The organism is Arthrobacter sp. CAN_A1 (genome assembly GCF_015751665.1).
Lineage (GTDB): Bacteria > Actinomycetota > Actinomycetes > Actinomycetales > Micrococcaceae > Arthrobacter_D.
Window position 1 is genome coordinate 463,526 of sequence record NZ_JADOUR010000001.1, and the last position, 14,617, is coordinate 478,142.

16 protein-coding genes are annotated in these 14,617 nt (G+C 64.3%); 12 read left to right on the forward strand and 4 right to left on the reverse strand.

The window, feature by feature from the left end; genetic code table 11:
• Positions 1-3: 3 nt before the first annotated feature.
• Both IWX62_RS02300 and IWX62_RS02305 read left to right on the forward strand, forming a co-directional pair.
• Entirely contained in the window at positions 4-918 is a 915-nt protein-coding gene (locus IWX62_RS02300) for an FHA domain-containing protein (RefSeq protein ID WP_196839722.1), read from the forward strand.
• A 9-nt stretch (positions 919-927) separates the two neighbouring features.
• The gene (locus IWX62_RS02305; RefSeq protein ID WP_196839723.1) at positions 928-1,437 is read left to right on the forward strand and encodes a 2'-5' RNA ligase family protein; all 510 of its coding nucleotides are present in this window, start codon (positions 928-930) and stop codon (positions 1,435-1,437) included.
• Positions 1,438-1,640: 203 nt separating this feature from the next.
• On the opposite strand, the gene purB is transcribed toward IWX62_RS02305, so the two are convergent.
• The gene (purB, locus tag IWX62_RS02310; protein ID WP_196839724.1) at positions 1,641-3,065 is read right to left on the reverse strand and encodes an adenylosuccinate lyase; all 1,425 of its coding nucleotides are present in this window, start codon (positions 3,063-3,065) and stop codon (positions 1,641-1,643) included.
• A gap of 182 nt (positions 3,066-3,247) precedes the next feature.
• Here purB and IWX62_RS02315 point away from each other — a divergent pair, with 182 nt between their 5' ends.
• Complete coding sequence (locus tag IWX62_RS02315; protein WP_333483148.1) at positions 3,248-3,553, forward strand: hypothetical protein; 306 nt, start codon at positions 3,248-3,250, stop codon at positions 3,551-3,553.
• Positions 3,550-4,842 carry a hypothetical protein gene (locus tag IWX62_RS02320; protein WP_196839726.1) on the forward strand — a complete coding sequence of 431 codons (1,293 nt, stop codon included), beginning with the start codon at positions 3,550-3,552 and terminating at the stop codon, positions 4,840-4,842. Before IWX62_RS02315 ends, IWX62_RS02320 begins: the two co-directional genes overlap by 4 nt.
• Before the next feature lie 5 nt (positions 4,843-4,847).
• Here the strand turns inward: IWX62_RS02320 and IWX62_RS02325 are convergent, their stop codons facing one another.
• Positions 4,848-5,240: a phage holin family protein gene (locus IWX62_RS02325; protein ID WP_196839727.1), complete on the reverse strand. Its 393-nt coding sequence runs from the start codon at positions 5,238-5,240 to the stop codon at positions 4,848-4,850.
• 51 nt (positions 5,241-5,291) lie between these two features.
• Here IWX62_RS02325 and IWX62_RS02330 point away from each other — a divergent pair, with 51 nt between their 5' ends.
• The 5 genes from IWX62_RS02330 (at position 5,292) to IWX62_RS02350 (ending at position 10,338) form a co-directional block, all read left to right on the forward strand.
• Positions 5,292-6,431, forward strand: a complete 1,140-nt coding sequence (locus IWX62_RS02330; RefSeq protein ID WP_196839728.1) for a histidinol-phosphate transaminase — start codon at positions 5,292-5,294, stop codon at positions 6,429-6,431.
• A gap of 119 nt (positions 6,432-6,550) precedes the next feature.
• Positions 6,551-7,717, forward strand: a complete 1,167-nt coding sequence (locus IWX62_RS02335) for a thiamine pyrophosphate-dependent dehydrogenase E1 component subunit alpha (protein ID WP_196839729.1) — start codon at positions 6,551-6,553, stop codon at positions 7,715-7,717.
• Entirely contained in the window at positions 7,718-8,692 is a 975-nt protein-coding gene (locus IWX62_RS02340) for an alpha-ketoacid dehydrogenase subunit beta (RefSeq protein WP_196839730.1), read from the forward strand.
• An 8-nt stretch (positions 8,693-8,700) separates the two neighbouring features.
• The gene (locus IWX62_RS02345; protein ID WP_196839731.1) at positions 8,701-10,056 is read left to right on the forward strand and encodes a dihydrolipoamide acetyltransferase family protein; all 1,356 of its coding nucleotides are present in this window, start codon (positions 8,701-8,703) and stop codon (positions 10,054-10,056) included.
• 24 nt (positions 10,057-10,080) lie between these two features.
• A complete protein-coding gene (locus tag IWX62_RS02350; protein WP_196839732.1) occupies positions 10,081-10,338 on the forward strand; it encodes a hypothetical protein in 258 nt (85 codons plus the stop codon).
• Positions 10,339-10,345: 7 nt separating this feature from the next.
• On the opposite strand, the gene IWX62_RS02355 is transcribed toward IWX62_RS02350, so the two are convergent.
• Together IWX62_RS02355 and IWX62_RS02360 are read right to left on the reverse strand one after the other, a co-directional pair.
• Entirely contained in the window at positions 10,346-11,608 is a 1,263-nt protein-coding gene (locus tag IWX62_RS02355) for an aminotransferase-like domain-containing protein (RefSeq protein ID WP_196839857.1), read from the reverse strand.
• 79 nt (positions 11,609-11,687) lie between these two features.
• Positions 11,688-12,656 carry a LuxR C-terminal-related transcriptional regulator gene (locus IWX62_RS02360; protein ID WP_196839733.1) on the reverse strand — a complete coding sequence of 323 codons (969 nt, stop codon included), beginning with the start codon at positions 12,654-12,656 and terminating at the stop codon, positions 11,688-11,690.
• A 381-nt stretch (positions 12,657-13,037) separates the two neighbouring features.
• Between IWX62_RS02360 and IWX62_RS02365 the strand changes: the two genes are divergently transcribed.
• The 3 genes from IWX62_RS02365 (at position 13,038) to IWX62_RS02375 (ending at position 14,517) form a co-directional block, all read left to right on the forward strand.
• Entirely contained in the window at positions 13,038-13,175 is a 138-nt protein-coding gene (locus IWX62_RS02365; protein WP_196839734.1) for a hypothetical protein, read from the forward strand.
• Positions 13,176-13,260: 85 nt separating this feature from the next.
• A complete protein-coding gene (locus tag IWX62_RS02370; RefSeq protein ID WP_196839735.1) occupies positions 13,261-14,277 on the forward strand; it encodes a lantibiotic dehydratase C-terminal domain-containing protein in 1,017 nt (338 codons plus the stop codon).
• 48 nt (positions 14,278-14,325) lie between these two features.
• Entirely contained in the window at positions 14,326-14,517 is a 192-nt protein-coding gene (locus IWX62_RS02375) for a hypothetical protein (RefSeq protein ID WP_196839736.1), read from the forward strand.
• Positions 14,518-14,617 lie beyond the last annotated feature (100 nt).

The following is a 14,617-nucleotide window of genomic DNA, read 5'->3' on the forward strand; positions in this document are numbered from 1 at the left end:
GTCGTGGCAGCGAAAATCCGGTTGGAGATCGATCTCGCCTTTTCGATGACCGAATCAGCAACACCGGATCACACCCCTTCAACGATCAACGGAACGGTGACCGCCGACGGCTCGACGGTCGAAGTGTTCGTCGACTCACCCGAGGCGTTCGGCGGGAGTTCCACGCCGTCGCTCGACGCCGTCAGGGAGTTGGCGAAAGCACTTGCCGACAAGGGAGTTGCCGTGTCGATCACCGGGCCCAAGGGTAACCTGGTGAGCCTCGGAGCGGTTGAAGTTTCCCGGGTGCAGCGACTGTTGACCCGGTCCCCGCACATCCGACTCGGGTCTTTGAGCGCCCTGACGCCGATGGCCAAGAGTGTGCGCGGCGCCGGTAAGGCCGATACGCCGGGCTTACTGCCGCCGTCGACTCCGTTTCCGCTGGTCCCCACCGTCAACCGTAAAATCCGCCGTCGGGTGACCACCACCCACCACACGCCCGGTAGCGGGCGCGCCCGGCTGATCTTTGTCCAGGACTCGGCAACGTGGAACGGCCAGGTTCCGCGGGAGTTCAATCTGGGGCCCGTGACCACCACGATTGGCAGCGGGCCCGACGTCGATCTGGTCCTTCCCGGATTGGACGTCGTCCATGCCGAGGTGCAGCATAACGACGCAGACGAGTACGTCCTCATCCCGCACGGGCCGGTCAGCGGCAGCGTCAACCCAACCGGACCATCGGTGCTGAGGACCGGCGCCCGGATCCAGTTAGGGCAGTGGTGCCTCGCCTATTTCCGCGAGGAATATGCCGATCATGGGCGGCCGTTCGGGGGGCGAAGCGGAGGGGAGCTGGCGTACCAGCGCCCACAGTTCGATCCGCGGACCGGCAGAACCGAGGGTGACGGCTCCGAGGGCGTCGGGGACTTCCGCCGGCGACCTCGCTGACAGGGTCCAGTGGACAGCATCGAGCTGCTCCTTGACGATGTTTCGGAACAGTTCATCCGCGCTGAATGGAATGCCCTGCTCGCGGCTGGCCTGCCGAGCCGTGCCTCTCACAACTCCCCGCACAACCGGCCGCACATCACCCTGATCGCCGCACCGGTGATTACCGGCGACCGGGACGGGGAGCTACGCGAACGCCTGAGCCTTCCCCTGATGTTTTCCTGCGCCGGGCTGCTCCTGTTCGACGCCGGACGGCGCGGGTTCGTCCTGGCCCGGCAGGTGATCTGTAGTCAACAACTCCTGCACCTGCATCAGGCGGCGCACGACGCCGGGAACGTTGACGGGCCCGTGAGCACGTCGCTGCCTGGGGCATGGGTTCCGCACATCACCCTCGCTAACTCGATCAGCACGGAGCGCCTGCCGGACGCGCTCGCGGTCCTGAGCGGCTCTGCGCCGCAAGGCAGCGTCACGGGGGCGCGGCGCTGGGACAGTCGGGCGAAGACCATCACCCTGCTGGGGTAGGACCTGGTGGCATCCTCGGTCAGCTCAGTAGCCAGGCGATAAGGATCAGGGCTGGCACGGCCAACGCCGATGCCAGTAGCCTGCCAGAACGCCGCTCACAGAATCCTCCAGCCGCAGTTGATGATGGGAGTGACGGCCAGACCAGCGCAGGGTTTTAGCGGTGTCTGCCCGCGTCACTGCGGGGGGTCGTTCGGTGAGTGAGGCTAGTCGAGGTGGTCGACGAGCTGCTCAGCGATGCCGGTGTAGGTCGCCGGTGTGAGGGCCATCAGCCGGGATTCGGCCTCCGGGGAAAGCCCCAGCCCGGAGACGAACTCCTGCATCCTGGCCGCATCAACGCGCTGTCCACGCGTCAGTTCCTTGAGCCGTTCGTAGGGGTCGTCCATGCCCGGAACTCCGGCGATCCCCTCAGCCCGCATGACCATCTGGACCGCTTCACCGAGCACTTCCCAGTTGGTGTCGAGATCCGCCGCCAGAACTGCAGCAGCGACGTCGAGCCGGTCAAGTCCCTTTGCCACATTCGACAGGGCGAGGAGGGAATGACCAAACGCGACACCTATGTTGCGCTGCGAGGAGGAATCGGTGAGGTCGCGCTGCCACCGTGAGGTGACGAGCGTGGCACCGAGCACGTCGAGGAGGGAGCAGGAGATTTCAAGGTTCGCTTCGGCGTTCTCAAACCGGATCGGATTCACCTTGTGCGGCATGGTGGAAGAACCGGTGGCACCTTCGACAGGAACCTGCGCGAAGTACCCGATGGAGATGTAGCTCCACACATCGGTGCAGAAGTTGTGGAGGATTCTGTTGAAGCGGGCCACGTCGGCATAGAGCTCGGCCTGCCAGTCGTGGGATTCGATCTGGGTGGTGAGCGGGTTCCAGGATAGCCCCAGTCCTTCGACGAAGCCCTGCGACACCCGCTGCCAGTCGGCGTCGGGAACCGAGGCATAGTGGGCTGCGAAAGTGCCGGTCGCGCCATTGATCTTGCCCAGGTACTCGGTGCCTTCGATGCGTTTGAGCTGCCTGTCGAGGCGGTGAGCGACGACGGCGAGCTCCTTGCCCAGGGTGGTGGGGGTGGCAGGTTGGCCATGGGTGCGGGACAGCATGGGAACTGCAGCGGACTCCCGTGCCATCCCGGCGATCTGACCGGTCAACGATCGGGCAGCCGGAAGCCACACGTTTTCGACGGCCCCCTTGACTCCGACGGCGTAGGACAGGTTGTTGATGTCCTCGGAGGTGCAGCCAAAGTGGACCAAAGGTTTGAGCTCGGCGATGCCGAGATCGGGGAGTCGCCGACCGATAAAGTACTCAACCGCTTTCACATCGTGCACTGTGACGCGTTCCAACTCGGCGAGCTCGGCGACTGACTCGCCGTCGAATCCGGTCACGATGGCACGCAACGCCACCTCCTGGTCGGAAGTGAGAGGGGCGGTTCCCGGCAGTACAGCGTTGCGGGTGAGGTGGATCAGCCACTCCACCTCAACGTGCACGCGGTCCCGGTTGAGGGCCGCCTCGGAAAGATAGTCAACCAGCGGTGCCACGGCCCCGCTGTACCGGCCGTCCAACGGTCCGAGAGTCAGCGGAAGGCCCGACGGGGTTGAAGTCGACGCGAGATGCACCCTAGAAATATCAGCCATACCACCGATCATTTCATGATCCGGCTGATGCTAGCTGTCGGATGACCTTTCCTCCCCACCGTAAGGCGCACTGTGCCTGCACACATACGGGTCACACCAGCCCGGGGCGACCGGGCCCGGGGGTAGCGTTCACGGCAATAACCCTGCGGTCCAGGACCGGCAGGTCGCGACAGCCAGGAGGAATGGTGACGACGGTGGCGGACTGGTCGTGCGAACCCTGGGCGGTGGACAGTTCAACTGCCGCCGCACTCAGCTCCCATCTGTTGCGCCAGGCAGAGCTGGTGGAGGAGATTGCCTCCCGGCTGGCGGGAGGCGGCGCACTGGAGTGGGATTCACCGGCCGGGCGAAACTTCGGCGAATATGTGCTTGCCCAGGCGGTTGGGGTGCGGCGGGCAGGGGGTCTGCTGCGGGAGGCCGCGGCACAGGTGGGGTCGTTTGCCTTGGAGCTCAGGAGCCTTGAATACAACGCCCTTCGTGAACAGTTGTGAGTACCGCTGCGGACCTGACCCCTATCGGGCCGCCATCCGACCCGGAACCGGGTGGCATCACGGTGCGGGGCGGGGTGGGAAGTATCCGCTTCCAATGGGACGAGCTGCGGCAAGGATCTGTCCGGCTGGGGCTCCTGGCGGACGAGTTGAGGGAGGCCCTGCACTTCTGCGGAGACCTGCAATGGCGGCTACAGCTGCTTCTCAAGGGGCAGGAGGCCGCGGTGCGGGGCGCCGGGGACGCCGCGGTTGCTGCCATGGACACAGCCCGGATGGCCCTTGGCCGCAGTGATGATGACCTGCGGGACACCGCCCAGCGGATCGAATGGTGCAGGCTTTCCTATGAGAGTTCAGAAGCCCTCACCCAGCTGGCCACCGCGGCAGCCCGGAAAGCTGTGGGGGAGATCGAACGCGGCCTGCACCGGGCCATCGATCTAGCCAACGCGGGCAATTTCGCCGAGCCGGCGCCGATCAGCGTGGAATGTGTGTCGGCACCGGAACGGCTCACTCTGGACGGGTCGGTACCCGCCCTGTTGCAACGGGTCGACGCCGTCAAGGCTGAAGGCCCAGGAGTCTTCGAGGTGCTGAAGGTGCAGGGCACCGGTGGCCCGGTCTACGTGGTGGTGCTTCCTGGCACGCAAGGCTCCAACCCCGCAGCGAGCAGCAACCCCTTCGACCCAACGGGCGTGGTCGAGGCGGTGCACCACGACAGCGTCTTCGTTGCTGACGCGGTTCGTCGCGCCCTCTCCGACGCGGGAGCCAGACAGGGGGACAGCGTGATGATGGTCGGTTACAGCCAGGGTGGAATGCACGCAGCGAACCTGGCGCAGGATCAGGGCATTGCCGATGACTTCAACCTGCAGCTCGTTCTCACTGCAGGTGCTCCCACCGGACGCGAACCCTCCGGCGGCGGGACGTCCCTGCAGCTGGAACACGCCGATGACTGGGTGCACCAGGTGGACGGCACCCCGAACTCCGACGAGCGGGACAGGGTGACGGTAACGTTGCGAAACCCGGTGGCAGAGGTGCAGGACGGCGACGAAGGCCTCGGTGCTGCGCACAAGCTGGGCACGTATCTGGACGGCGCTGAGGCGGTGGAATCCAGCGCCCATCCGTCGATCGTCGCATCGGTGGGCGTGCTGAGGGCGGCAATCGGAGTCGGAGCCTCGGCGGAGCGGCACGTGTTCAGGGCCCAGCGGCGGCTGCCGGCCGGTGGGGCGAAACCAGGGACAGGACGCCAGGCCCGGGTCCCAGGCATCACGCGGGTTCCTGAGCCCCGGCCGGACCGTTAGGCCCGCTATCGGCGGGTGCCGGTGAGGGATCCGGCCACCATCGAGACAACGCTGATAATGAGTGAGCCGAGAACCGCCGACCAGAAGAAGTCGTCAACCGAGAACTGGATAGGGGTGAAGGACGTCAGCCAGGCGGTGAGCATCAGCATTCCCGCGTTGATGACGATGGTGAATAGCCCGAGGGTGAGGATGGTGAGCGGCAGGGACAGTAACGCGACAATAGGCCGCACCAGGGCATTGACGATGCCGAACACGAGACCCACAAAGAGGTAGGAAAGGACCACTCCGGTCGTGTCCCCGGTGGATGAGGCGGACCCCACCTCGATGCCGGGGAGCAACCAGGCAGCGACAAAGAGCGCCAGCGCATTGATCAGGATGCGGACAATGAACTTCAGCATCCCTCAATGCTGTCATAAGGGTCCGCTCCTGCCCAGCGATAAGCTGGAGCCATGACTACACCAGAGCGCCAGGGCGACGACGCCGGGGCACAGGACCTTCCCATTCATCCCCGCAGCGTGCTGGGCCGTCTGCCCCGCTATGCGGCAGGCAAACCTCCGGTCGTTGTGGAGGGTCTGCAGAGCTATAAGCTCTCCTCCAACGAGAACCCGCTTCCGCCGCTCCCGTCGGTGCTGGCAGCAATCGCGTCCCAGACGCACATCAACCGGTACCCCGACCCGATGACCAGCGCCCTGCGAACGGCCCTGGCATCGTTTCTTTCAGTTCCCGCCGATGACATTGTGGCCGGCGCGGGAAGCCTTGGCGCCCTGAACCAGGTCCTCGCCACTTTTGCGGGCCAGAATGACTATGACGCAGCCGACGAGGTGATTTACCCCTGGCGGTCCTTCGAGGCGTACCCCATTTGTGTTGGACTGGCTGGCGCCGCAGGGGTGCAGATCCCGCTGAATCAGGACGGCACCCACGACCTTGACGCAATGCTGGCGGCGATCACCGACCGCACCCGCGTCATTCTGCTCTGTACCCCGAATAACCCAACCGGGCCCATCCTCACGGAGGCCGCCGTCAGCGCGTTCCTACAGCGCGTGCCGGCGCACATCGTGGTGGTGATTGACGAGGCCTATCAGGAATTCGTCAGGGACACGGACGCCGTGGACGGGCTCGCCATGTACCGGGAGCACCAGAACGTTGTGGTGTTGCGCACGTTCTCGAAGGCTCACGGCCTCGCCGGGCTTCGCGTGGGCTACTCCGTCTCGCAGCCGGAGCTGACCCAACACCTGCGGGTCAGCGCCGTGCCCTTTGCTGTCTCCCAGATCGCTGAACAGGCGGCAGTGACGTCGCTGGAGCACTTTGACGAGGTCGCGGAGCGCGTCCAGGGCATTGTCGATGAGCGCACCCGGGTGGTTCAAGGCCTACGCTCCCTCGGCTGGACGGTCCCGAACGCCGAGGGGAACTTTGTCTGGCTGGCACTGGGAGAACGGACGCCTGAGTTCGCGGCGCTCGCGGAACAACGGGCGCTGTCGGTCAGAGCGTTTGGCGTCGAAGGTGCCCGGGTAAGCATCGGAGAGCCCGAAGCGAACACCCGATTCCTCGAACTTTGCTCAACCTACGGCAGTGGTCCGGGAGTCTCATAGAACGTCACAAATGGGCCGCACACGATCGCGTGGCTAGTGTGGACTGAGTACATGCAGAAGAGGGCATGTCCCAGTAAAGCATTCCATCTGGGGTATATATCGACGGTAAGGAAGTACCCATGGACGTTGCGCAATCGACTTCCGGACTTGACCTGGACAGCGGCTCACACGGACGGGATCCCTCACAAGACGTTCAGGAAATGGTCCAACTGCTGACCGAGGACGGCCTCCTGGTTCCGGAGTCCCGGTTCAGTGCCTACGCTCCCGACCCGTCGACCTACGAGGGCCTCTACCGGGACATGTACCTAATCCGGCGGTTTGACCAGGAATCGACTGCTCTGCAACGGCAGGGCCAACTCGCCCTGTGGGTGCCGCTCACCGGCCAGGAAGCCGCCCAGATCGGTTCGGGTCGGGCGATGCAACCAGCGGACTATGCGTTCCCGACCTACCGGGAGCACGGGGTGGCGCTGACCAGGGGTGTCGATCTCCCCGACGTGCTGCGACTGTTCCGCGGCGTGACCAACGGCGGCTGGGATCCCCGGAAGCACAACTTCCAGCTCTACACTCTGGTCCTGGCAGCCCAAACCCTGCACGCGGTTGGCTACGCGATGGGTATCCAGCGCGATCGTGCAGCCAATCCCGCCACCCCGGCGGCGGCCTCGGTCGCCTACTTCGGCGATGGCGCAAGCTCGGAGGGCGACGTCCACGAAGCGATGGTTTTCGCCGCCTCGTTCAATGCCCCGGTGGTGTTCTTCTGCCAAAACAACCATTGGGCCATCTCGGTTCCCTCTGACGTCCAGACCCGGGTCCCCCTGGCACATCGCGCAGCAGGCTATGGTTTCCCCGGCATCCGGGTCGACGGAAACGATGTCCTCGCCGTCAACGCGGTGACTGCCTGGGCGCTTGACCATGCCAGGCAGGGCAGGGGCCCCGTCCTGATCGAAGCCTTCACCTACCGGATGAGCGCCCATACCACCGCCGATGACCCCACCAAATACCGCGCATCGGCTGACGAGGAGCCCTGGGTGGCCCGCGACCCGCTGCTCCGGCTGGAGACCCATCTCCGGGCCAATGGCACCGGGGACTCCTTCTTTGAGTACCTTTCGGCGGAGGCCGACGCGCAGGCGACGCGGCTCCGCAGCGCCGTCCTCGCCATGGAGGCACCCGACCTGAGCCAACGTTTCAACACTGCCTACACCGAACCGCATCCCTTGGTCCAGGAAGAACTGCGGCTCTGGCAGGACTACGAGGCCGGTTTCGTTGCAGAGACCGAAGGGGGCAACTAGATGCCGGTCATGACAATTGCCAAGGCCATCAACGAAGGGCTCAGAGCTGCTCTGGAGACAAGCCCGGCCACCCTGCTGATGGGCGAGGATATTGGTGCCCTTGGAGGCGTCTACCGGGTCACCGAGGGGCTGAAAGCCGAGTTCGGAGCGGACCGCGTCGTCGATACCCCGCTGGGTGAATCGGGGATCATCGGGACAGCGATCGGGTTGGCCCTGCGGGGTTACCGCCCCGTCTGCGAGATCCAGTTCGACGGTTTCGTTTTTCCCGGCTTCAACCAGATCACCACCCAGCTAGCCAAGATGCATGCCCGCAGCGACGGGATGCTGCGCGTCCCCGTGGTGATCCGGATTCCCTATGGGGGTGGCATCGGCAGCGTTGAACACCATTCCGAGTCCCCCGAGGCCCTCTTCGCCCACACCGCGGGGTTGCGCATCATCACCCCGTCGAACCCGCAGGATGCCTACTGGATGATCCAGCAAGCCATCGACTGCGACGACCCGGTGATCGTGTTTGAGCCCAAGCGCCGCTATTGGCTCAAGGGTGAGGTCGATCTGACCACGCCACCGGGGAATCCTTTCGCCGCCCACGTCCTTCGCCAAGGAACTGACGCCACGGTAGTGGCTTACGGGCCGCTGGTCCCGGTGGCGCTCGCCGCTGCCGCTGCCGCCGCCGAGGACGGGAACAGCGTCGAAGTGATTGACCTCCGCTCGGTGTCGCCCATGGATTTCGACACCGTCACCGCGTCAGTCCAAAAAACCGGGAGGCTGATCGTGGCCCACGAAGCGCCAACCTTCGGTGGAATCGGCGGCGAACTCGCCGCCCGTGTCTCGGAGCGCGCTTTCCTTTCACTGCAGGCACCCGTGATGCGTGTTGGCGGCTTCCACCTGCCGTATCCGGTAGCCCGCATGGAAGAGCAGTACCTACCGGACATCGACCGCATTCTCGAATCCCTCGACCGCGCCCTGGCCTACTAGAGGAACCCATGACACTGAATACGTTCAATCTCCCCGACGTCGGTGAGGGTCTCACCGAAGCCGAAATAGTGCAGTGGAAGGTCAAGCCCGGCAGTGTCGTGGCGATCAACGACGTCATCGTCGAGATCGAAACCGCCAAGTCACTGGTTGAACTGTCCTCCCCCTACGCCGGCGTCGTCGCTGAACTGCTGGCCACGGAGGGTGAGACGGTCGACGTCGGCTCGGCCATTATCTCGGTCGCTGACGGCGACGATGACGTGCCGGCGCCGCAGATGCCCGGCGAACTGTCGACACCACCCTCCACTCCGACCCCAACCGCGGTCCAGCCCGACTCAGCGGTTACCCACCCTGGCGAACCGGGCCCCCTGGTAGGGACCGGGCCCAAGGCGGACGCAGTCAAGCGCCGGCCGCGGCGGTCGAGCACCGAATCGGTCATGCCCGCGACCACTGCCCAGCCCGTGACCACCGAATCGGCGCCGCTGCCCTCCCGGGTTCTCGCCAAGCCGCCCGTCCGGAAGGCTGCCCGCGACCTCGGAATCAACCTCGCCGACGTCGAGGGGACCGGCCGCTCCGGTGAAGTCACCAAACGGGATCTCCTGAGCTATCAGGCCCAACGGGACGCCGAACAGGACGGAGCAAATACGTTCTGGGATGCGGCACGGAAGCCTCAGGAGCAGCGGATCGAGCGCGTGCCGGTGAAAGGTGTACGGAAGGCGACGGCCAAAGCTATGGTCGAAAGCGCCTTCTCTGCGCCACACGTCAGCATTTTCGTTGACGTCGACGCGTCACGCACCATGGAATTCGTCAAGCGGCTTAAAGCTTCGCGGGACTTCGAAGGAATCAAGGTGTCACCTCTCCTGATTCTGTGCAAGGCGGTGATCTGGGCTGCCGCCCGCAACCCGTCGGTCAACGCCACCTGGGCGGGTGATGAAATCCTGGTCAAACACTTCATGAACCTGGGTATCGCCGCAGCCACCCCCCGGGGGCTCATGGTCCCGAATATCAAGGACGCGCAGAACCTTTCATTGAAGGAGCTCGCCGTCGCCCTCAATGAGCTGGCGACCACCGCCCGAGCGGGAAAGACACAGCCAGCACAGATGCAGGGCGGTTCACTCACCGTCACCAACATCGGTGCTCTCGGAATCGACACGGGTACGCCGATCATTAACCCCGGGGAGGTTGCCATCGTCGCGTTCGGCACCATCAAGCAGAAACCCTGGGTGCTGGACGGCGAAGTGATCCCACGCTGGATCACTACCCTCGGGGGATCGTTCGACCACCGGGTGGTCGACGGCGACCTCAGCGCGCGCTTTATGGCCGACGTCGCGTCCATCCTCGAGGAACCCGCCCTGCTCCTCGACTGACGGCGTGCTCTAGGCTGGGACACTATGGCAAAAAACCCTAGACAGCGCCCCACTCCCGTCCGCCCGGGCAACAGCCGCGCGGACAACGAAAGCACGAACCCGGCGTCCGCCGGCTCCTACCTGAAGCGGCTGCTGCCCATGCTGCTGGCCGCCTTCATCGGGTCAAGCCTGCTCCAGCTCCTCTTTCCCGAGCTGAACTTTGTTGTCCGGCTGCTGATTCTTGCCGTCCTGTTGCTGGCCGTCTCCGTGGTTCTGGACCGGTTGCGCACCCGCAACCGGTAGGTTCCGCTTACGCATGGTTGGCCTCGATCGCTTCCCGCAGGATCGGGGCGAGCCGCTCGACGCCCGTGACGATGTCCTCACTGGAAACGGCGCTGAAGGCAAGCCGTAGTTTGTTCGACGGCTCATCGGACGGAGTGAACGCGGCGCCTGGGATGAACACCACACCAGCGTCGATGGCCTTGTACAACAGCGGGTAGGTGTCGATCCCCTCGGGTAACGTGACCCAGACGAAAAAGCCGCCATCCGGCCGTGTCCAGGTGACCGACGGCGGAAGGTGCTCCTCCAGGGCGCCCAGCAAGGTGGAGCACCGCTCGCTGTACAGGGCTCGGGTCGTCTCAAGATGCCCCAGCCAGTCGTAGTCGCTAAGGTAGGCCGAAACCAGCATCTGCGTCAGCGGAGACGGGCAGAGGACCACAGCTTCGCAGGCCAGGTAAAACCGCCGGTGCAGGTGCTTCGGGACCAGTGCCCACCCCAGTCTCACGCCGGGGGCGAAAATCTTGGAGAAGGACCCCAGGTAGATGACGTCGTCGGGGTTGCCTTCCCGCATCGGGGTAAGCGGTTTGCCATCGAAGCGGAGTAGCCCGTAGGGATTGTCCTCAAGGACCAGGATGTTGTTGGCCTTGCAGATGTCGACGATGCTCTGGCGGCGGCTGGCTTTGAGGGTGATTCCGCTGGGGTTGTTGAAACTCGGGATGGTGTACAGCGCCTTGATGGTGCGGCCATCGGCCTGGAGCTCGGTAATCCGCCGCTGCAACTCCTCGGGGACCAGACCGTCGTCGTCCATCGCCACGGCCTGGACGTCCACCTGGTAGGCCTCGAACGTGTTCAGGGCTCCCACATAGGTGGGGTCCTCGCAGAGGATCACGTCGCCTGGGTTGCAGAAGACCTTGGCCGCGACGTCCTGGGCGGACTGCGACCCGGTGGTGATCACCAGATCTGCTGGATCGGCGTCGGTGATACCTTCGGCCGCCATCACCTCGCAGATCTGGATGCGGAGCTTCTCCATTCCCTGACCGCCGCCGTATTGCAGTGCCTCCAGGCCGTGCTCGGCAACGATTCGCTGCACGGTGTCGCCGAGTTCCTTCAGCGGGAGGGACCGCAGGTAGGGGCTTCCCCCCGCGAGCGACACCAATCCGGGCTGAATCGAAATGTCGAAGACATCCCGCACGGCCGACTGTTTGATGTTTGCGGCCCGCTCGGAGAAGAGCGCCTCATGCCGGTGGGCGGAGTCCGTTGCGCGCAGCAATGCGACTTCGGTCTCGGCAGCCATGGTGGTCGGGTCAAGTTTTGCCTGTGAGTTCACTCACGCAGTCTATGGCAGGGGTTAACTAATGAGCAACGGGTGTTGCCTAGATCCAGCCTGCGTCGCGGGCCTTGGCTCCGGCCTGGAAGCGGCTGTCCGCTTTCAGGGTTTCCAGCATCCAGGCAATGTGGCGGCGGCAGGTGCGGACGTTGAGGTCGAGACGCCGTGCAATCACCTCATCCGAGTAGCCGGCGGCCAGTCCTGCGAGGATGGCCTGCTGGGTTCCGTTGAGGGGCGGGGCAGAGTCTTCCTCCACGGGGAACGGGTCGGCAAATTCCCAGGTGAAGTTGAAGACCTGAATGAAGACATTCACCAGGTTGGCGTCGCGAATCATCATCGCCGCTTTGTCGCTGCTCGTCAGTTGCCGGGCCACGACCGCTAGTTTCCGGTCAAAGATGAGCATCCTGAAGGGCACCGACGGGAGGGTGCGGAACTCGCCGCCCCCCGCGGCGATCGCCTTGACCGCCTTGCGGGTCGGCATGTGGTCGCGGGTGCTGAGGTCGTAGAGATTTCGGCGGCTCACACCTTGCTTCAGTAGATCCAGATCCTTCCTGACATTCTCTTCCTGAAAATCGGCATTCGCACCAGTCCCGGGGACGGCCATCAGGACCTGCTCCGAGACATCACGCCCGTATTCGATCAGGACACGCTGGATCAGGTGTGGATCCTCAAGAACCTCGACCGAAGCACTCGAAATGACCTCCCGCCGAGCTTCCAGGTAGAGCGGAACCAGTCCCGAGAGCTCACGACGCTTCGTGCTGATCCGGCTTCTCAGGTCCTGGACCTGCCGCTCGTCGGCGTCGACCAGGTCAGCCAGTGCGACGTCGGGCGAAATGGCAACATAGGCGTCAGGATTGGCTGCATGGGCGCTCAGAAGTTTCCGTTGGGTGAGCTGCTCCATCGCAGCGTCGATATCCCTGAGCGTGTAGCCGAGGGCTTCCGACACTCCCTGCCGGGTCCATCCTGGATGGGCGACGGCGTAGCGATAGAGCTCCAGGCATAATCCGTCAAGCATGAACATTCCTCCCCGGCATGGCGGCACGCCTGAGTGAAGCTTACCGATCCGTCGTGTCATCGGGTGCTTTAGTGTTGCATAGCGTCAGAGCAGGCAGATCGGCCTTTGTAAAAACATGACATGTCCACTTTATGACAGGGCTGCCTACCGCTGGTGCAGGGTTGCTTCCCGGTAAGCGTCCTCCCACGTCAGGCCCGGTTTATCGGGTCCACCGCGTGACGTCCCGTGTAGTAAACCCACCCCGGTCAGTCCTCTTAAGGCCATGTCCTGAACAGGGCGGTTATCTGGCTGGACAGGGGTGGAGTGGTCGGCTCATTGTTGGACTGTCGGCTCCACTCGTGCCGGCTCAGCACCATTTGCAGCCACTCGAAGGGGAATCTCGTGAAGAAGATTGTCGGCGCAGCAGCCGGACTTTTGATAGTCATCGGCATCGTCGCTCCCGCCAGCCCGGCACTGAGTGCCGGAAACTGGGAGTGGCCCAAGACAGTGGTGGCTCAAAACTGGGAGTGGCCAAAATAACTTGCTGTTGACGCCGGTCCAACCGGCGGCAACGGCACACAGCTCGCCCCAGTGGCGGTGACCAATTATCCGGAAGGAGAGTGCCATGAGTCAGCTGACTGCAGTTCGAAACGCCTCACGAACAGCTAGCAGCGCTCAATGGTGGCACCTCTCGATCTTCACCGGTGGCTTCGATGTAGCGGACGGCATCATTGAAGACCTGGTCACCCCACTGGCGGCGCAGGCTCAGTTACTGGGCACGGGCCGCTGGTTCTTCACCCGGTGTGGAGAACCAACGGTCGCCCAGATACGACTACATGTCCTCGCGAGCCCCGCAGTAATTGTCAGCCTCCAGGACTTTCTAAAGACGCTCCGGCGGAAGACCCAGGGCGCGGAACCGGTCAATCAGGACTCGGGCAGTCTCGCCCAGCTCAGTCTGACCCACCCCACCCTTGCCGAGCTGACCGTGCGCGAGCAGCTGTCGCTGCCGTTCAATGGCTCGGTTTCGACGATCCCGGAAACCGACACCGGCCGGCAGCTTGAGGCGGACCTGGTGAAGTACGGCGGTGTTGAAGGTCTGCAGCTCGCCGAGGAAATCTTTGAGCTGTCCTCCGAACTCGCCGCGTGGGCCAGCCGCCGTTTCCCAAAAATGCACAACCGCTCCGCGTTCGGAGCGCTCATCCTTTTTGACTCAGCGCGCAGCATGATGAAGGGGCCGCGGTCCGCCAGCTGGCCCGACCGGCGGCGGATTTCCTGGGATTTCTATTGGGACAGCCACCTTCGAAGCTGCACCGCCGAGCTTGGCCCCCGCGCGGCAGGCGTCCGGGAAGCCCTCACTACGCAGGTGGGCGCCCGAATCCCTGCCTTCCACGGCCTGATGGCCGCCACCGCCGCGGAATCCGCAGCCCAAAACTGGCGACGCCGGTGGTCACGCGCGGTCGACAACTACCTGTACCGCGCCGACAGGGCGCGGATCAGCCGCAGTGCCCAACACCTGACCGTTTATCAGGCGCACATGACCCTGAACAGGCTCGGCTTTACGGCACGTGAGGAAGCAGTTCTCGGACTCTATGCCCGGTCGTGGAGTATCGAACGCGAGGCATCGTCCTACCACCAGAACTAGGCGGGACGGCAACCGACCAGCAGGAAACCACGGAAGGATTTGATCACCATGGCGGCAACCAACGATGTCATCTTGGCCAGCAACGTCCGGGAGCTCAGCGAAGCCCTAGGGTGCTCGCCCGACACCCTGGAGGACATGCGCGATCTGGGAGTCCTCGCGTCCCGTGGCGAGCTGTGGGAAGTGGGTCCGGCCCGGGATTACCTCCGCGATGCCGCCTGGGCTGACAGTCTCTGGTCCTGACCCAAGCCTGGTGCGCTGCCCCGCTGTACCTCTTTGTACCGTGACCCTCCTCTGGATTGCGACGCCGGTTGGTTGGGGCCCCGACCGGTAGGCTGAGCGC